An 18,529-nucleotide genomic window follows, 5' to 3' on the forward strand; every position below is an offset into this window, starting at 1 on the left:
CTCTGTACATCTCCCTCGCGTCTCTGTGCGTCTCTGTGCGTCTCCTGTACGTCAGCAATTACCTTATCCCTTAGGTCTAACACGCGTCAGCAATTCAGGCGTCTCCTATTCCTGCTTCAATCAGTCTGGTTAGGTTGCTTGCCAGCGTATAGGCGGTAATTGATAAAAGAAGAAAAAAGAGTTGCTGACGCGCAGATGATTGCTGACGCAGGGGAGACGCGATGGGTCGCGTCTCTACGAGGAACACACCCGGGGGTACTGTTATTGTTTACTCAGGTTTATTCACGGCGATTACAGACCTGAAAGCGGCTTACATAGTAACTCTGTCTGCCTCTGCTTTGGGGCTGCCCATCGCTGAGGGACAACATTTCCTTCGGCTATCCGCATAGCCGGTTATCTTCTTTTTATGGCATCTCCCCCCTACCGAACGATAACTCTGGCTCTTTCTTGAACGCGCCATACTTCCTGTTGATGAATTGTTGAACAAAAAAAATAACTTTATAATTAAGTATTTTTAGCTATTATACTTAGTTATAAATACTCTCACATCCTTCTTATGTTCGAAGGCCGGGTAAGGGTAAGTACCTGATGAGACCAACAAACAGTAGTTAGCTATGGTAGCTCTTGGGCCGCTTTCCAAGGTCCGGGCGCACACCTGCCCGGTGCTATCACAAGTTCGTATAGGTTTACCCCGGAGGACTGAATGGCTATGACTCACCGGGTTTCCGTAAACCGTCTGACTGACTAGTATGCTATGAAATCGACTACCCCATCGGCTCCAGCTTTGATCCAGAACGTACTGACAGCAGCGCAAAACGGCGTTATGGTCTATCTGCCCGAACGTGACAGCACGGGCGCACTCGTCGATTTTCGGCTGGTGATGCTTAACAGCATGGCCGAACGGGAGATGACCCGTCCGGCTCACGAGTTGATAGGACAGCGGTTTACCCAGCTGTATCCGCACCTGAAAGAGACATCCCTACTGGAACAGTATCGGCAGGTGATGGAAACCGGCGAGGCCGCTCACGTTGAGTTTCAGTGTACCCGACCCGGCCAACCCCAACCCGCCTGGTTCGCTATATCGGTCATGCGCCTAGAGGGTAATCTGGTAGTCTCCTTTCAGGATGTTACGCAGGCCAAAGCCGATACGAAAGCCGCCCAGCAAGCCTACTGGCTCGAGAAGGCCTTCGAGGCATCGATCCACGGCGTTGCGGTGTACAAGGCTGTTCGCAATGAGCGAGGGGTGATCGATGATTTTCAGCTCGTGATGATCAACGAAGCGGGCCTGCGTATGAGTGGCCACACCCATGAGCAGGTGATCGGAAAGAGTGTATGGCAAATTTACCCGGCTACCAGAATCAATGGCCTTTTCGATCGGAAAGTGCAGGTATGCGAAACGGGGCAGCCTTATTCCGGAGAACACTATTATCCTGAATACGATATCTGGATTGAACTATCCATCGTACCGGTTGAGCGTGGTGTTATGCTGACTTACGTCGATATAACAGCCCGCAAAACAACGGAACTGGCAACGCTTAAGCAGACTCAGCTGTTTGAGACTATTCTGGAGAGCGTTACGGTGGGTATCGCCGTACTAAGCCCGGTTTACAATCAGGCAGAGGGCCAAAATCGCGCTACCAACTTTCGGGTAGTGCGTATGAACAACGGTCTTCGGCGGATGCTGAACCTGTCGGCGTCGGATTCGTATGGACATTACCTGACAACTGTTTTCCAGGCAGCGGGCAGATCAGAGCTACTCAGTTCCTGTATAACCGCGTTTGAGCAGGGGCAACAACAGGAATACGATTTACCTTATCTGACAGACGGCTCAACGCGCTGGTACCGGGTGTCAATCGTTTGCCAGGACAGCCAGCTCATTCTGACACTGACCGATGTGTCGGCCACCAAAGAAGCGCAGCAGGTACATAGCACCCAGGCCCAGCTCCTTCAGAAAATCAGCGATAACACCCCGGCGGGTCTGGTCCTTTGGGAGGCCGTACGAGATGATACGCCCCAGCGTAATGTAATCGATTTCCGCTATCGGATGACGAACCTCATGAACGCGCTGGTGACGGGCTATGCCGACAGTGATCTGGCCGGCAACCACCTGCTGGAACTGTTCCCGCGGTTTAGAGGAACCGAACTGGAGTACTGCCTGCGCGAAGTGATTGAAACAGGCCGTACCCAGCGCATGATTTTCACCTACTACAACGAGCGACCCGGTGCCTGGTTCGATGCCCAGTTTGTGCGGCATGGCGACGGCGTCCTGATGACCTTTATGGATGTTTCCGAAGGGTACAAGGCCCAGCTGATCCAGAAGGCACAATACGACCTTTTCCAGACGGTTATCAACCGGCAACCGGCAGGCATAGTGCTGTATGGCGTAGTGCGGGAGCCGACTCAGGAGGGGCAGCCGGGGCCTATCGTTGATTTTGTGTTCGAACTGGCCAATAAAGCAGAGCTTGAACTGGTAGGCAGATCGGCTAATGAATTGATCGGGAAGCGGCTGAGAACCTTGTTTCCCAGCCACGACGGTCAGCAGTTATTCGAGAAGATGGTTTCCGTAGCCGAAACGGGGCAGGGGCAGGAATGGCTGCTCCCCTATTTCAGCGACGGTATTCAGGGCTGGTTCCAGGCCTCCCTGGTTCCCCACGGCGAGCAGATTCTGTTTACGTTTCTCGACGTCACCGAACTAAAGCGGCAACAGCAGGCGCTGGAAGTAGCCAATATGGAACTGAGCCACAGCAACGATAATCTGCAGCAGTTTGCGTATATCGCCAGCCACGATTTACAGGAACCCCTGCGTAAAATTCAGGCGTTCGGCGACATTATTGCCACTCGCAATGCCCATGTGCTGGATGATAGCACCAAAGATATGCTGACCCGCATGCAGGACTCGGCCACCCGGATGTCATGGCTGATAAAAGACCTGCTCGAGTACTCCCGGATTACCACGCACCGCAGGCCCTTTTCGCCCGTTCATCTGTCCGATCTGCTGAATGAGGTACTCGGTGATTTGTTTGTAGTCGTACATGAATCGAAGGCCCGGGTTACCTGGGACCCGCTACCGATGATCGTTGGTGATAAAAATCAATTGTACCAACTCTTCCAGAACTTACTGTCGAACGCGATAAAATTCCGGCCTGAAGGCGTTTCGCCCCAGGTCCACCTGACCGCCCGTACGGTGAGTATCCGGGAAATGCCCCCGGCGCTGATCGAGAAATCACTGGCTATCCTGACTATGGATGATGGGTCTGATTTGCAGTTTCATGAAATCAGCGTGGCTGACAATGGAATCGGATTTGAAGAGCACTATCTCGACCGCATTTTTCAGGTGTTCCAGCGGCTACACGGCAGAGGCAAATACCCGGGGACGGGCATAGGACTGGCCATTTGCCGGAAGGTGATCGAAACCCACCGGGGCCTTCTGACGGCTACGAGTCAACCCGGTAAAGGCTCAACGTTCCGGGTCTACCTGCCGGTTGGCGAACCCATCAGCAAAGACAAACTTCACCTGGCGTAAACAAACCCATTCCCGAACACCCTACTTACCCCGATAAACCCGGCCTACATGACCTCCTCGCCTACCTTCTCCGATCCTAACCTGCTCGACTGGCTTGAACAGCAAACCCCCGACCAACTGGACAATGCCCCCTTTGGTGTGGTTCGCATGACCCGCGAGGGCGTGGTGGTGGCCTACTGCAAATCCGAATCGCACATTACCGGTATTGACCCCGCCTATGCGGTAGGTAAATACTACTTTACTCAGATTGCCCCCTGCGCCAACAACATGATGGTTGCCGCCAAATACGCGCAACCGGTTCTGGATGAAGAATTAGACTATATCCTGACCTACGTGTGTGAACCCGTCAAAGTCACATTGCGACTGCTCAAGTCGCCCCAGAGTCAGTACCAGTATTTCCTGGTGAATCGCAAGTTTGTGGACTAATGACGAATCCAGCGCAACAGGCCCAGCAACACCTGCAGCGGCTACTCCCATTGTTTCACCATTCGCCCCTGGCAATGGCTGAAATCAATGCGCAGGGAGTTATCAGTCAGCTCAATCCGAGAGCGGTTCAACTGATGATGCCCCTGGCTGCGCACCTTGGTTTACCCGGTCATAATCTGCTCGATGTCCTGACCGGTTACCTGCCATCCGTTGGTCAGGCAGTTGCCGATTTTGGTGCAGACTCGGGCCTGATTATCGACCACGAGCCGTATACCATCCGGTTTGCTGTTTCGCAGTCCTGGTTTGATCGGCACTTCTGTCTCACCATCGAGAAACTATCGCCCGACACCCTGCTGGTTTTCGTTGACGATGTAACCGATTTTTTAATCAAAGCAGACGCCATGCGCCACGGGTTATGATCTGGACTACCGACAACGTTCAGCGAATCATTCTCGACGTAGCGGGCCGAATTCTGAAGATCCCTCACGCTGGTCTTCCCACACAGGTTCGGCCCGACCTTGACCTTTCGCTCGATCTGGGGCTGGACTCCCTCAGACGGATGGAGCTGGCCGCTTACCTGAACGAGCTTTTCGGCCTTTTACAAACGTCAGCCACCAACTACCTGCTGGCCGGAACCACGCTCGAACACTGGACAAACTGCATTTTGCGGGCGCGGTCTGACGATGACCGGTTTCTAACCTTTCGCACATCGGGTACGGGTGGGGCTACCAAATCCATTACCCACTCGATGGCGTCACTCGTGTCTGAGGCTCAGTTTCTGGCTCAGCTGCTTGCTCCGCCAGGTCAGATCATCAGTTCGGTGCCAGCCAACCACATCTACGGATTCCTGTACACGGTTCTGCTCCCATCGCTCTGGAAACGGCCAATGCGGTTGTTGACCGACGTGTCAATGGCCGATATTGAGGCTGACTCGCTGCTTGTTGGCACCCCGTTTACCTGGCAATTCATAGACCAGTCATTTTTGGGAGCCGCTAAACTCCCGTGCCGGGGTGTTTCATCGACCGCGCCTATGCCGCCGGGCCTGTTTACCAGGCTTATGGAGGCAGGGGTGTCATTGACCGAAGTGTATGGCTCGTCGGATACGGGTGGTTTAGGATTCCGTCATGCGCCCGACGCGCCTTTCGTTCTCTTCCCGTACGTGGTTCTATCCCGCTCAGAACCGCCGACGGTTACCCGCACCGACACCAGCGAAACCTTTGTTATTCCCGACCGGCTCGAACAACTGTCTTCTCGTGAGATCAGGCTGTTGGGCCGCCTGGACGACGCCGTACAGATAGCGGGCGTAAATGTTTACCCGGCTTACATCCGGCAGATTATCGAACAATGTCCATTGGTAGCTGAGTGTGATGTATATGCCAAAGCGGTAGCGGGTGATACGCAGCTCTACGCAGCCGTTCGATTACGTAACCTCACTGATAGCACTCGGGAGGCTTGCCTGCGCTGGATCCGCCAGCACCTTAGCGCCCCCGAACTACCAAACCATCTGTACCTGTACTAAGCGAAACAGGAATAGCCAGCGAGGGCGACAGACCAGCGATTACCGGCTTCTCCGAATACCCCGGCAAACCCATCCAAAAGATCAACACCTTACTATTACGCGCCAAATCGGCACCAACTCCGTTGCTTCATGGTCGTTATGACAACTCGCCCACCACGACAATAGCCATATTTATTGTAGTATTATAGCCAAATACAGTCCATATAATTTGGACAATGAATTATATCATTTCTTCTTTATTCTGTCTTACTGATTTTTATCTCATGCCGATGAAGCCAACTTTAGCTGCTTGTATTATTCCTTTTTTTATCGGCTCAGCCTGTCTGGTCCAGGCGCAGGACGAAAAACCGGTAGCCATCGACACCCGTTACCAAACCGAAATTCAAAGTCTGGCGAAGCGCCCGGCCGTCCAGAGTGCCTTCAAAACCTTCGTTGAACTGGAACCACAAACCAGGCAGGATCTCATCAGCCTGACCGAAACGGCGTCTCCCCCGTTCAAGGAGCAGGTACGCGCCAGAAAATACGCCGACATGATGAAAGCCGCCGGGGCCGATTCGGTCTGGCTCGATGAGGTAAGCAACGTACTGGCCCTGCGCCGGGGCAAAGGCCGCCGGAAAACCGTAGTGCTCGAAGCTCACCTGGACACGGTGTTCCCCGAAGGTACCGATGTGAAAGTGAAACAGAAAGGAGACACCCTGTATGCACCCGGCATCGGCGACGACACCCGCGGCCTGACCGCCGTACTGGCGGTCTTGAAAGGTCTCGAAAAACACAGCATCGAAACCGACGCGGATGTGCTGTTCGTGGGGGCCGTGGGCGAAGAAGGGCTGGGTGACCTGCGGGGCGTGAAGAACCTCTTCAAACCCAATGGCCCGAAAATCGACTCGTACATCGCCGTTGATGGCGATGGGATCGACGGCATTGTTCACCGCGGACTGGGTTCGCACCGCTACCGGATTACCTTCAAAGGACCGGGTGGTCACTCCTACGGCGCATTCGGGATCGTGAACCCGCATGGCGCACTCGGGAAAGCCATCTACTACTTCACTCAGGAAGCCGACAAGTTTACCCGCGAGGGGGTTAAAACCACCTACAGCGTCAGCGTGATCGGGGGCGGTACGTCGGTCAACGCCGTGCCGTACGAATCCTGGATGGAAGTCGACATGCGGTCAGAAAGCCCCGACAAGCTGAACGGCATCGACAAGCTCCTGCAGGCTGCCGTTCAGCGGGCGCTCACCGAAGAAAATCAGATGAAACGCGCCGGACCCGATTTGACGGTCGACGTAAAACAGGTTGGAGACCGACCATCGGGCCGGATCGAGCCAACCGTACCGCTGGTACAGCGGGCCATGGCCGTAGCCCGATTTATGGGGGTTACGCCCCAGCTGAGCGTAGGCTCTACCAATGCCAACACGCCCATTGCCAAGGGTATACCCACCGTCACGATTGGCAGCGGGGGCACAGGTGGGGGCGCCCACTCGCTGAACGAATGGTGGCTGAACGACAAAGGCTATCTGGGTATGCAGCGGATTCTGCTGGTACTGCTGGCCGAAGCCGGTGTAAAATAACCCGATCTGCCCATGAAAAGCCGGCGTTTGCTGCTGCTATTGATTTGCCTCGTGGCCCGGAACGTCACGGGGCAAACTCAACGCGTGGGTGGCCCCTGTGAAGGCTGCGAGGCCATTCACGAAAGCCCGGTTCCCTTCGATAAACTAACAAGCTTCCTGACGATGTCCGATGCTACCTGGACCGGCAACAAGCCGTTGAGCATCAACGGAACCGTTTATAAAGCCGATGGCAAACCCCCCGCGCCGGGCGTTGTCCTTTACGTGTACCATACCGACCAGACCGGCCGTTATGTAGCCAGGCAGGGCGCCAGGGGATGGGAACGTCGGCATGGGTCCTTACGCGGCTGGATGCGCACCAATGAGCAGGGCGAATACAAGTTCGTTACGCTCCGCCCGGCCCCTTACCCCATGCAGACGAGCCGGCCCACATTCATATCACTCTCAAAGAGCCGGGCCTGACCGAATACTACATCGACGAATTCCTGTTCGACGACGACCCGCTGCTTACTGTCAATAAGCGGCAGAAGCTGGCTAACCGGGGTGGTAGCGGCATTCTGAAGCTGAAAGACGTGGGTAACCTGTACAAGGCCGAGCGGCCTATCTACCTGGGTCGCAACATCCCCAATTATCCGGCTCCGCACCGCTAGTGGGGCAGGTCGTACAACGCTTATTGCCGCTGGCCATAACTGTAGCACAGCCCGTCGGGCGCTACTACGAAAAATACCTGCCAGCTCACGTCGCCATGCTGCTGGAAGCTCAGTCCGGAGAGTTCGCGGGTCAGCCCCCTGGCTTTCAGTTCGGCCAGGGCCGCCGATACGTCGTCGACCTCAAAAAAGCAGCCGTCCTGGGTGGGATCACCGCCGTTTTCGGCCAGGCCAATCTGAAGATCGTCGCGCACGATCAGCGCCGACTTCTGCGGCAGGTCGGTCCGGGAAACCACCCGAAAGCCGAGGGCAGTTTCGTAAAACGGCAGGGCCGATTCGAGGTTCTGCACCGGCAAATTCAATTTATCCTGCTGGTAAGGCCAGGCTTGCAGAAGGGTCGCTTTCGGTTGTTCCATGGGTTTTGCCGGGATCAGGCGGGTTTCGTTCACAGGATCAGCAAGGTACGAAACAGGGCCGGGCGAGCAACAGGCGATGAGCAGACAGCAGGGCTACCCTGCCGAACGACCGGCTACATCCATTCCCGTATAAAGCCGGTTCCGAAACGGCTTCTGGGATGCGGCTTTTCCGCACCTGCGTATTATACCGGGAAAGACCAGAAAGAAAAAAGGTAAAACCCATTAATCTCACCCCAACCCAACCACACAGGGTCGTGTCCTCACGCCCCCCAACGTCAACGCATGGCAGGCGCATAGGGCGCTGCGCTACTCACTCCGCAGACTCTGCACCGGATTCATCAGGGCGGCTTTCACACTTTGAAAACTCACCGTCAATAACGCAATACCCACCGCCAGCACACCCGCCAGCGCGAAGACCCACCACGCCATGTCGATCTTGTAGGCGAAACTTTGTAGCCATTTGTCCATTACGTACCAGGCCACGGGAACGGCCAGTAGAATGGCAATCAACACCAGCTTTAAAAAGTCTTTGGAGAGCAGGCCAACAATACTGGCGACCGACGCTCCCAACACTTTCCGCACGCCAATCTCTTTGGTGCGCTGCTCAGCCGTAAAGGTGGCCAGCCCAAAGAGGCCCAGGCAGGCGACGAAGATGGTGAGACCGGCGAAAAGACCAAGTATACGCCCGGTTTTCTGTTCGGCCAGGTACGTATCGTTGAACCGCTTGTCGAGAAACGAATAGGTAAACGGCGCATCCGTGGCAAGCTGTTTCCATTGGTTCTCCAGCGAAGCCAGCAGCCCGGACACGTCTTTCGTTTTGGCTTTGACAATCATTGTTCCGTTATTCCGTCCGAGGATCATCACCAAAGGAGAAATCGACTCGTGCAGGGAGCGAAAATGAAAATCTTTCACGACGCCAATCACCCGATACGTTCTCTTCAACCCGTCGTTTTCGGTATGGCCGATGGATTTACCAACCGCATTGCCATGCCAGCCAAACGTTCGGACAGCCGTTTCGTTTAAAATTACGCCCGATGAATCGGTGCCATATTCTTTGGCGAAGTTTCGACCAGCGGCCATCTCCATGCCCAGTGTTGGGATGTACTCATAATCAACATCGTACCGGAGGCCCTTCACAAACTGGTCGGGGTTGCTTTCCGAATACATCATGTAGTTGTTGTTGTAACTTGGCCCCGCTGGCAGATAGCCCGACATACTCACCCGCACTACCCGAGGGTCCTGCATGATCTGGTTGCGGAAAACCTCTTCTTTTTTTGCCAGTTGCCATGTATCGGGTAGTACCAGCACCTGTTCTTTGGAATAACCCAGCCTCTTGTTCTGAATGTAACTCAGTTGCCGGTAAACAACGGTCGTGCCAATCATCAGGATGATCGAAATGGAAAACTGAACTACGACCAGGCCGCTGCGTAAGCCAATACTTTTCTTGTCGCCGGTGAACTTCGTGCCTTTCAACACGACGATGGGTTTGAACGACGACAGGAAGAACGCGGGATAGCTTCCAGCCAGTATAGACACCAGGACGCCCAGCAGCAGCAGGCTCGGCAATAGCCAGACCGACTCGCCAAAGTTCAGGGTCAGGGTTTTACCGGCCAAGTCATTGAAAAGTGGCAAGGCCAGGTAAACGATGCCAATGGCCAGCACCAGCGCAATCATGGTTAGTAACAACGATTCGATCAGAAACTGATTCGCCAGACTTTGCCGGACAGACCCCAGTACTTTCCGAATACCCACTTCTTTGGCCCGTTTCGAGGCTCCGGCCGTGGATAGGTTCATGAAATTGATGCAGGCAATCAGTAGCATAAACACAGCAATGGCTCCGAAGATGTACACGTATTGAACATCACCGTTGGCGTCCATTTCTCCGGTCAGATTCGAGTGCAGGTGAATATCGGTCAGGGGCTGCAGCAAAAAAGCAATGTCGTTTCCCTTTTGTCGAAACTGGGTCATGTTCAGACCAAACACCTTCTGGATTTGCGGCCCCATGTATTTGCTGACCATTTGGGGGAGTTTGGCCTCCAGTTGTTTTGGATTATACCCCTTATTCAGAACCAGATAGGTAAAGAAACCCGACGTCATCCACGTAGGCGATTTCGCATCCGAAACGCCCGCCATCGACATAAACATGTCGAAATGGAAGTGGGAGTTAACCGGCATTTTGTTCATAACACCGGTAACTTTAAACAGGGCGTTCCAGCTTTTGATCGTTACGAACTTGCCCAGTGGGTTTTCATTGCCGAAATATTTGCGGGCCATCTCCTGGGTAATCACAGCCGTATTGGGCTGAATCAACGCTGTTTTCGCATCACCCTGGATGAGGGGAAGCGTGAACACCTGCAAAAAATTAGAGTCGACATATGCTAGCTGATCATCCCGAAACGATTTGTCGCCAACAGTAATACCCGGCGAGCCGACGGTGTGAATCCGGGTGGCGTCTTCGACTTCCGGATAATCCGCTTTCAACGTCTGCGCAACGGGGGGCATAACATTGGCTTCGTTGATCTCTCCGCCATTCATAACGGCGTGAAAAACAACCCGCACCATCCGATCGGCCTTGTCATTGTATCGGTCATAGCTGAGTTCGTCGAGCACGAACAGCATGATGAGCAGACAAGTCGCCAGCCCCAGCGCCAACCCGACGATGTTAATGGCCGAGAACGCCCGGTTGCGAACCAGATTCCGCCAGGCAATTTTTACGTAGGATTGGAGCATATGCGTCGAAGGGAAGAGTTGTTGAATCAGGTTGGGTGATTCTGTACAACGGAGTACCACCGCTCGGGGTCCGTCTGTCGTACAGAATCACCCAGCAACTGTTAGACAACTGTCATGCCACGACTAAAAAACGTTGTTTGGGGCTTGTTGAAGGCTATTTTACTATATGTCATGTCCGAAACTGGACAACGCCCGTCCGAAACTGTACGGGTTATGGGCTGGAAATCGCCTGATTCGCTCTTTTGCCTTTCTTTCCTTTGACGGCTGTTCCGCTCACGCCCAGATGTACTATAGCTGCTTCCAGAACGGTATCCCGACCGGCTTTCCAGTCGGCAACCGTCGACTTGACCAGCACCTGTGGCTGAATACCTTTGGCGTTCCATTCGGTACCGTCGGGGTACATGTCGCGTTTGGTACACACGCGGGCCATTACGCCACCGGGCAGGGCAAAGGACAACGGCTGACCGGTGCTGCCGCCCGTTGGTTCGCCAATGATGGTACCCCGTTTCATGGCGTCGAAGACGACGGCAAAATCCTCGGCTGCGGAGAACGTCTGTCCGCTGGTAAGCACCACCACGGGTTTGATGTATAGTTTTTTGCCATTGGCAGGCCAGCCGGAATCGTCGGTTTGGACGGGTTCAAAAACCACACCTTCGCCCAGGGTTGTGACTGGTTATAAACAGCAGTAGAAAGCCCCAAAGTATGTGTCGCATAGAACGCCTTGTTTTCGATCATACGATCCAATCAAACGGGCATCCGGTTGCTTTTTGGATGGGGAAACTATTGGATGGTTTGGTTATAGAGACAACGCATACGTTGTCTCTGCAAGCGACGTCGTTTCGCCCCTATTCCGACCGCAATGATCTCACCGGGTTCATCAGCGCGGCTTTGATGCTCTGGACGCTCACCGCCAGCAGGGCGATGCCCACCGCCAGCAAACCCGCCAGCGCGAAAAGCCACCACGCGGTGTCGATGCGGTAGGCAAACGAGCTCAGCCACGCCCGCAAGGCCCACCACGCCAGCGGTACTGCCAGCGCAATGGCGATCAGCACCAATACCAGAAAATCTTTGCTGAGCAACGTAACAATGCTAGACACGCTAGCCCCCAGCACTTTCCGAACGCCAATCTCTTTGGTACGTTGCTCGGCGGTGAACGCAGCCAGTGCGAACAGACCCAGACACGAGATCAAAATAGCCAGCAGGCCGAAAGACGTCACCAGCGTAGTCACCTGCTGCTCGCGGTGATAGAGGTCTTCGTAAGCCTCGTCCAGAAAATGATAGGCGAAGGGGTAAGTTGGATTGAACTGTTTCAGCAATCGTTCCAGATCGGCAAGAGCCTGCGGGGTTTGACCATGGCGGGGTTTCACCATCAGATACTGCCCATTAGGCGGCATATAGGTCAGCACCAGAGGCCCAATAGACTGGTGCAGGGAGTTAAGATGGAAATCCTTCATCAGGCCGATGATCGGCCCTTTGCCGAACCAGAACGTGATGGGCTGCCCCACGGGTTTAGTCATACCCATGAGTTTTGCGGCCGCTTCGTTGATGATGTAGGCCGACGTATCGGCATAGCTGTTGGGCCGAAAATCTCGCCCCGCGATAAGCCGGATGCCCGTTGTTTTGATAAAATCATTGCCGACCGACATCGCCGATACCTCCACCAGCTGCTTAGGGTTACGTCCTGGCCATTGCAGATCCGTAGAGCGGCTCTGGATGTTCAGCGGCAGGTGGGCCGTGGTGGTGGCTCCGGCAACGGATGGGGCCTGGAGCAGCACCTGCCGAAAGGCTTCTGTCTTTTCGTAATCGTCTAACTTGCCTTCCAGTCGAACATAGATCATGTTATCGCGGTCGAGACCGAGGTGTTTGGTGCGCAGGTAGGTCATCTGCTGACCGATGCCCAGCATACCAATCAGGAGGAACGTGGACAAGGCAAACTGAAAGACAACCAGCATCCGGCGAAGCTGCACCGGCCCACGAGACGCCGGGCGCCAGCCCGCTCCTTTCAGTATGCTAAGGGGGGTAAGGCCCGACAGGAATAGAGCCGGATAGCTGCCTGCCAGTAAGCCCGTAATCAGCACCAGTCCTATAATGCCTGCCCAACGTAGTGGATCGGTCAGATCGAGTGTGAGGTGTTTGTCGAAAACAGCATTGAACTCGGGCAACGTGAACCACACCATGCCAAGAGCCACCCCCGCCCCTACTGCACATAACAGTACCGACTCGCTCAGAAACTGCCCCATTAACCCGCGCCGACCCGCGCCAATGACCTTTCGAACGCCCACCTCCTTGGCCCGCACCGCCGACCGGGCCGTGCTGAGATTCATGAAGTTGATGCAGGCGAGGAGGAGAATAAACAGGGCCACCACCGCAAAAATCCGGACGTACTCGATCTGTCCGCCAACAGCCACACCGTTCTCATACTCGCCCCACAGATGCAGGTCGGTGATCGGTTGCAATACGATGCGCTCCTTGTTGTCGAACGTAGCATACCGCCGAAACAAACCCCGCATGGCGGTTTCGGCCTGCGCCGACGATACGTCGGGCCGGAGCCGAAGGTACGTCTGCACCGAGTTGAACCCCCACTGATTCTGCCACGGTTGTTCCTGCACGGTAAAGTTGGCCAGCCAGTCGAACGCAAGGGTCGATGTCGCGGGCAAGTCTTTCAGCACCGCCCCCACCACAAAAACCCGGCTGTTGTCGAGTTGAAGCGTTTGGCCAATGGCCTGCCCGGCGGGGAAGTATTTGGCGGCCATCGTTTGGCTGATAACGATCTGGTTGGGGTTGGCCAACGCAACTTTAGGGTTGCCCTGCACGGCAGGCAGGTCGAACACATCGAAGAAAGTGGCCGACGCGTATTGGCCCTGCTCTTTGGCCACCCTGTTGCCCACCCGCACGAGACCTTCTGTAGGCCAGGTAAGCTTAGTAGTGCCCATCACCTGGGGTATGTCGCGGGCAATAGCTGCCTGTAGGGGACCTGGCGTAGCATATGCAGTTTGGGTTTCGCCCCCGTTCAGGTTGTAGTTGACCCGCACCAGAAATACCCGGTCAGCATCGGGAACGTACCGATTGTAGCTTAGCTCGTCGCTTAACCACAGGCCCACGAGCAGGGCGCAGGCCATACCCAGGGCCAGGCCAAACACATTGATGCCTGAATAGACCCGGTTTTTGGCGAGATTCTGCCAGGCGATTTTAAGGTAATTGCGGAGCATAGTCCTGAGCAGGCGCTTGATAAAAACAGGCGCTTGCCGATACGCTTCGCAAATCAATGACCAATTCCTGAGAAAGGCTCCTGGAGGCTTGTTGAGGGCTTTTTGACTCAGAAAAAACGGGCTTCCCCTGTCCGCTTCCGGACAATAGCTGTCCGGTTTCAGCATGGTCCCGGCAGCGGCAAACTGGGTACTGGTGTCGCCGAAGGGTTGTTGGCTCGTATGTATGCCCAGCCAACAATCCAAAAAATTACCGGGTGCTATTGGCTGGTCGGTAGGTTAGGCCCACGTAAAATCCGTTGCTGTCGTGGCCGGGGTTGCGCTCGTAACCGGGATTATTTCCGTTCGAGATATGCACATGCCGAATGCCCGCCAGCAGGGACATAGTGCGGGCCAGCCGGATTTCGCTGCCGATGCCGTATTTAGGTGATCTATTGAGCTGTGTACCGGTTCGCGACTCCGAGAACAGGCCGTAACCAGTGGTGGGTTGCGGGAATGGCTCCGCAAACAGGATCAGTCCGGCCCCGGACTCGAAAAACAGCTGGATGTATGCAGCTTGACCGGCTCGAAGCCCAATGGATTCTGATACCATTTTATGAAGGGCGGATAGGTTAATACTTGCCCATGGGCAACCGTAATCAGGGTAAACAGGGCGATGGTGAGCCCCTGACGGGAGAGAAGATACATTGCTTCAGGGGATCACAAGAGTTCGTTGCTGCACGGTATGCGCGCTGAAATAGCCCAGGGCACCACCGCTCAGCTTGGTGGGCGGGTCGCTGGGCTGGGGTCTGATAGCTGGCCACCCTTTGAATAGCCGTGTTCTGAAAGCGGGAATCGGTTCGGTAGCTGACCTGATCCAGGGCTACCCTGGGCGGCATGGTGGCCAGGGCCGTGTACGTATTCTGATCGACGCGTACCGTCACTTGATACCGATGGCCCCGTACGCCTTTGATCGTTGTAATACGATACACGCCCGTTCGTCGTAAGCAAGGAGGATTGAGCCGGTCCCGCAAGCCTGACATAATCGAATGGACAAATTCGAACTTGAGACTGGTCAGCAGGAATCTGAAGCAACAGGGCCCCACAGCGAGTAGGTTTGCCGTTTCGCACAGCGGTGGCCAACTGTAAAGTCCGTCACTCGGCAGTCTGGAATGCATCATCAACTCAACAAATAGTACGAAAGCAAAACGTTGATTAGTGAGATGGCAATTTGAGAATGCAGCGAATTTCTATAATTATTGTTTTCAGCTTAAACAAGCCGTCTGAAAAAAACGGGCGTTCAGTGAGCCGGTATTTTGCCTGAAGTTTGTACTTTGGCTAACATAACGTTAGATTATACAGCAGGTAAGCCTACCTTGATTGATAGCGAATTGACTTTAAAAAGAGAACATCCTTCCTACATCTACGTCTCCATTCTCGGCCATACCTTCTATCTAGGTAGGAAAAAACTACCCTACTATACACTATCAAGCAGCTATCACTTTCACTCTTAAGGTCTCCTAAATCTTCATAGACAAAACCAAACTGTTTCTCTACAGTGGAGTCGTTTGTATATCTGATGGGAGCTATGCCAGTTTCCAAAAACAGTTTTGGTTTGCCATCTCTGATATTTTGTTGGGCTTTTAGCGGATCATAGAACAAGCATAGGTTTGTACCTTGCCCTAGTGTCCAGCAAGTATTAAGAAATAATATCAGTGAAATAGCTAATGCAGATCGGCCCATCAGATATAATTATTGCTAGATCTGGTAATCTAACGTAGTACGCCGGTTTCTTAGATAAAACTCTTAACATAACTCATGGTATAGAACGGGTCTTGGAAAAATACAATCTCCTGCCTCACAGTGAGTTTGCACTTATCGTAGACCCGTTCTATACCTAATCTTATGTAAAGTATAAAGTCTTACTTTGGCTCTAGAAACTGTTATCGATAAAATGCAATTCCGATATAAGATCTGTCTCGTTCTGTTATTGCTCTTTTCCTCTTGCCAAACAAAAAATGTTAGTGAACAGGCGATAAACTTATCCTTTCTTACAGCCAGAGCTCCGAACACTTGGAAAGTGATCCAATTACAAGGAATTGACTCTGATGTTCAAGGAATTGTTACAGACAGCGGAGATACTCTGTTCCTAGACTACGGACTTTACTCGGATTCATTTGATGATTTAGTAGTACCTGTGCGCTCATTCGAGCGAAAAAAAATTTATGACGCAGCTAAGTTTCATTATCCCGGTCGAATGATTTTTTCAAAAACTCCAGAGATCGATGAAGCGCAAGCCATCCACTTAAGCGAATACTTTCTCTATGACACCATAAATGGTAAAAGAGCGAAAATCGTCTTACCCAAGCGAATAGGAAAGGGGATTACAGGGATTCACTTTCCCGAAGTAAATCAAAAAGGGACTAGACTAACTATTTATGGGAGAAATTTAGATACCCTTCAGCAATTTGCAGCTTACAAACTATTTCAATCAATACACTTTCGTTAAGCCCCCAATTTGTTGTATAAGTGAAGGTTATGTTAACAATAAGACCGTTTTGTGCGGTCCTTTACTCGTAGTTGGCGGGATTAATCGATAGATATTCCATTAACATAATACTGGCTCTTTCTTTCCCCTTTCCAAGGTACAATCCGGCCTATTTTCAGGGCACGTACAGGGCATATGAACTTAGAAAAGTTCATTGACATAAGATTTCGTATGCAACTTGACTAATTATAATACAAAAAGGGTTCTCCTGATCTATTCTCAGTATACGCTCTCAACGTAAGATGTTGCAATTCTGATGACTCTGAAAATTGGCTGTTGCTGTTGTCAAAATGAACCCTAGCAGAGGCTGCTTGCTTGTTGAGTATTTCGCGATAAGCTGTGTCTAGTCCTAATAAGCTCAATATAAAGTTATTTCAGGACTGGACAAACCAAGTATAACGATATATTAGGGTGGGGGATTTTTTCTGAAGAGAAAATAAATAGTATTCCTAGTGTCCAGCATATATCCCTATGGTTCAGCAGACTCCATTCAACTTTGCGTTTCACCAGTTCTTACGGCAAGTAGTTGGCACGCCTGCACTTGATGGGCACCTGTATGTGGCCACCGAAGCCGACTTTGCCAGGGCGGGTAACATCTCGTTTCCCTACCGGAGCTACTTCTATGCCTTTGGGCTCATGCATGAAGATCAATGTCGGATTCGAATTGGTATTCGTGACTTTGAGGTCCCTAAGCAAGCACTAACCCTGATTGGGCCGGGTATAACCCGTCTTTGGCTTGATAACAATTGGAACGTTCAGAATACTACTTTCTTTTTCACGCCCGACTTGTTTGGCCCTCCTTTCTACAACAACTTCTTACTTGATTATCTTTTTTTCAGAGCAGGGGCCCAGCACGTGCTCGTCTTGTCAGACCAAGAATACGCTCGGGTGAAGGACTTGATGAGGCCGCTGCAACAGTATAGTGACGTACCGAAGATAGCGGCAGGACTTATGTTCGCACTCCTGGAGTACATCAACGCATTGTACGACCAACAGGGCCATTCGACTACTGCCGTTGGCTGGAATCACCAGTTGGTCAGCCAGTTTAACCAGCTGCTACATACCCACTTTCAACAACAGAAAGAGGTTGGTTTCTATGCGGATCAACTGAATGTATCGGCGAAACACCTGTCGGAGTTGCTCAAGCAAGAAACCGGCAAGTCAGCCAAACAAAGCATTGACGAGTTGGTGTTGTTTGAGGCCAAGAGCCTGCTCAAACAAACGGCGATGAGCATCAAAGAGATTGTGTACTGGCTGGGTTATGATGACCCCTCTTATTTCACCCGGTTGTTCAAAAGTAAGACGGGGGTTACGCCCCTAGCCTATCGTGGCTAACTCGCTTACATGCAGTAGAAACTGCCAGTCAGGCCGTAGTTTGTCCTACCCCTAACCCTATTGGTTGGCGTAACTTTGTGTTATTCAAGTAACTCAAATCCGATCAGCCATGATTATTGACAATCTCCGTATCAATCAACTTTCTACCCAGGCCTATGAACGTTATCTGGCCTATCTACAAGCCATGGACGACCGGGACATTGAGGCTTATGGCCAATTTCTAGCCGATAACATAACGGTGCAGTTTAACAACGATACGCCCATACAAGGTGGGAAAGAGGCCGTTTTACAGGGTCTGGGTCAGTACTGGCAATCGTTTGCTGGCCTTGAACATGACTTGACGAATATCTACGGTTCGGACAGAAACTATGTATTAGAAGCGCTTAATCATTATGTTCGTCACGATGGACAAAAAGCAACAGTCCATGCCGTAGCCTTCACTGATTTAAATGAAACGGGCCAGGTTGAATCGGTGCGAGTATATCAGGATGTATCACCTGTATTTGCATGATATGCCGAACGTCAAAATAAGGGTACTAGTCGCACTTCAGGTAAAGAGGCCGATTTAATGGCCTACCACTTATCACATACAACAACTAGATGGCCTGCTAGCTGAGCAGGCTTTCTTTTAAATC

General features: G+C 52.7%; 14 protein-coding genes. 9 read left to right on the top strand and 5 right to left on the bottom strand.

Annotated features, from left to right (window positions below):
• Nucleotides 1-754 precede the first annotated feature (754 nt).
• The 6 genes from B1C80_RS21075 (at nt 755) to B1C80_RS21100 (ending at nt 7,495) form a co-directional block, all read left to right on the top strand.
• Complete coding sequence (locus B1C80_RS21075) at nt 755-3,523, top strand: PAS domain-containing protein (protein ID WP_077923199.1); 2,769 nt, start codon at nt 755-757, stop codon at nt 3,521-3,523.
• A 48-nt stretch (nt 3,524-3,571) separates the two neighbouring features.
• Entirely contained in the window at nt 3,572-3,949 is a 378-nt protein-coding gene (locus tag B1C80_RS21080; RefSeq protein WP_077923200.1) for a photoactive yellow protein, read from the top strand.
• 74 nt (nt 3,950-4,023) lie between these two features.
• A complete protein-coding gene (locus B1C80_RS21085; RefSeq protein ID WP_139361703.1) occupies nt 4,024-4,368 on the top strand; it encodes a hypothetical protein in 345 nt (114 codons plus the stop codon).
• The gene (locus B1C80_RS21090) at nt 4,365-5,468 is read left to right on the top strand and encodes a phosphopantetheine-binding protein (RefSeq protein ID WP_077923202.1); all 1,104 of its coding nucleotides are present in this window, start codon (nt 4,365-4,367) and stop codon (nt 5,466-5,468) included. The genes B1C80_RS21085 and B1C80_RS21090 overlap by 4 nt, the downstream gene beginning before the upstream one ends.
• A 269-nt stretch (nt 5,469-5,737) precedes the next feature.
• Nucleotides 5,738-7,036 (top strand): M20/M25/M40 family metallo-hydrolase, encoded by a 1,299-nt coding sequence (locus tag B1C80_RS21095; RefSeq protein WP_236648873.1) that lies wholly within the window; start codon nt 5,738-5,740, stop codon nt 7,034-7,036.
• Between the two features lie 12 nt (nt 7,037-7,048).
• The gene (locus tag B1C80_RS21100) at nt 7,049-7,495 is read left to right on the top strand and encodes a hypothetical protein (RefSeq protein WP_236648874.1); all 447 of its coding nucleotides are present in this window, start codon (nt 7,049-7,051) and stop codon (nt 7,493-7,495) included.
• A gap of 208 nt (nt 7,496-7,703) precedes the next feature.
• Here the strand turns inward: B1C80_RS21100 and B1C80_RS21105 are convergent, their stop codons facing one another.
• The 5 genes from B1C80_RS21105 to B1C80_RS21125 form a co-directional block, all read right to left on the bottom strand.
• Entirely contained in the window at nt 7,704-8,129 is a 426-nt protein-coding gene (locus B1C80_RS21105; protein WP_369822728.1) for a VOC family protein, read from the bottom strand.
• A 273-nt stretch (nt 8,130-8,402) separates the two neighbouring features.
• Nucleotides 8,403-10,826 carry an ABC transporter permease gene (locus B1C80_RS21110; protein ID WP_077923205.1) on the bottom strand — a complete coding sequence of 808 codons (2,424 nt, stop codon included), beginning with the start codon at nt 10,824-10,826 and terminating at the stop codon, nt 8,403-8,405.
• Between the two features lie 211 nt (nt 10,827-11,037).
• Nucleotides 11,038-11,475, bottom strand: a complete 438-nt coding sequence (locus tag B1C80_RS21115; RefSeq protein WP_201723575.1) for a S41 family peptidase — start codon at nt 11,473-11,475, stop codon at nt 11,038-11,040.
• Nucleotides 11,476-11,671: 196 nt separating this feature from the next.
• Nucleotides 11,672-14,035 carry an ABC transporter permease gene (locus B1C80_RS21120; protein ID WP_077923207.1) on the bottom strand — a complete coding sequence of 788 codons (2,364 nt, stop codon included), beginning with the start codon at nt 14,033-14,035 and terminating at the stop codon, nt 11,672-11,674.
• Nucleotides 14,036-14,282: 247 nt separating this feature from the next.
• Nucleotides 14,283-14,624, bottom strand: a complete 342-nt coding sequence (locus tag B1C80_RS21125) for an acyloxyacyl hydrolase (RefSeq protein WP_077923208.1) — start codon at nt 14,622-14,624, stop codon at nt 14,283-14,285.
• 1,467 nt (nt 14,625-16,091) lie between these two features.
• Here B1C80_RS21125 and B1C80_RS21130 point away from each other — a divergent pair.
• From B1C80_RS21130 to B1C80_RS21140, 3 genes are all read left to right on the top strand, one after another.
• Nucleotides 16,092-16,520, top strand: a complete 429-nt coding sequence (locus tag B1C80_RS21130; RefSeq protein ID WP_139361704.1) for a hypothetical protein — start codon at nt 16,092-16,094, stop codon at nt 16,518-16,520.
• Nucleotides 16,521-17,030: 510 nt separating this feature from the next.
• On the top strand, nt 17,031-17,894 hold the full coding sequence (locus tag B1C80_RS21135) for an AraC family transcriptional regulator (RefSeq protein WP_077923210.1): 864 nt from the start codon (nt 17,031-17,033) through the stop codon (nt 17,892-17,894).
• Between the two features lie 109 nt (nt 17,895-18,003).
• On the top strand, nt 18,004-18,405 hold the full coding sequence (locus B1C80_RS21140) for a nuclear transport factor 2 family protein (RefSeq protein WP_077923211.1): 402 nt from the start codon (nt 18,004-18,006) through the stop codon (nt 18,403-18,405).
• The last annotated feature ends 124 nt before the right edge of the window (nt 18,406-18,529 follow it).

The organism is Spirosoma sp. 209 (genome assembly GCF_002006735.1).
Classification (GTDB): domain Bacteria; phylum Bacteroidota; class Bacteroidia; order Cytophagales; family Spirosomataceae; genus Spirosoma; species Spirosoma sordidisoli.

What these genes read in the sequence shown, in the direction of transcription:
- B1C80_RS21125 (WP_077923208.1), bottom strand. Translation starts at nt 14,624, where the DNA reads ATGGTATCAGAATCCATTGGGCTTCGAGCCGGTCAAGCTGCATACATC.
- B1C80_RS21135 (WP_077923210.1), top strand. Translation starts at nt 17,031, where the DNA reads ATGGTTCAGCAGACTCCATTCAACTTTGCGTTTCACCAGTTCTTACGG.
- B1C80_RS21075 (WP_077923199.1), top strand. Translation starts at nt 755, where the DNA reads ATGAAATCGACTACCCCATCGGCTCCAGCTTTGATCCAGAACGTACTG.
- B1C80_RS21085 (WP_139361703.1), top strand. Translation starts at nt 4,024, where the DNA reads ATGGCTGAAATCAATGCGCAGGGAGTTATCAGTCAGCTCAATCCGAGA.
- B1C80_RS21120 (WP_077923207.1), bottom strand. Translation starts at nt 14,035, where the DNA reads ATGCTCCGCAATTACCTTAAAATCGCCTGGCAGAATCTCGCCAAAAAC.
- B1C80_RS21090 (WP_077923202.1), top strand. Translation starts at nt 4,365, where the DNA reads ATGATCTGGACTACCGACAACGTTCAGCGAATCATTCTCGACGTAGCG.
- B1C80_RS21110 (WP_077923205.1), bottom strand. Translation starts at nt 10,826, where the DNA reads ATGCTCCAATCCTACGTAAAAATTGCCTGGCGGAATCTGGTTCGCAAC.
- B1C80_RS21100 (WP_236648874.1), top strand. Translation starts at nt 7,049, where the DNA reads ATGAAAAGCCGGCGTTTGCTGCTGCTATTGATTTGCCTCGTGGCCCGG.
- B1C80_RS21095 (WP_236648873.1), top strand. Translation starts at nt 5,738, where the DNA reads ATGAAGCCAACTTTAGCTGCTTGTATTATTCCTTTTTTTATCGGCTCA.
- B1C80_RS21140 (WP_077923211.1), top strand. Translation starts at nt 18,004, where the DNA reads ATGATTATTGACAATCTCCGTATCAATCAACTTTCTACCCAGGCCTAT.
- B1C80_RS21080 (WP_077923200.1), top strand. Translation starts at nt 3,572, where the DNA reads ATGACCTCCTCGCCTACCTTCTCCGATCCTAACCTGCTCGACTGGCTT.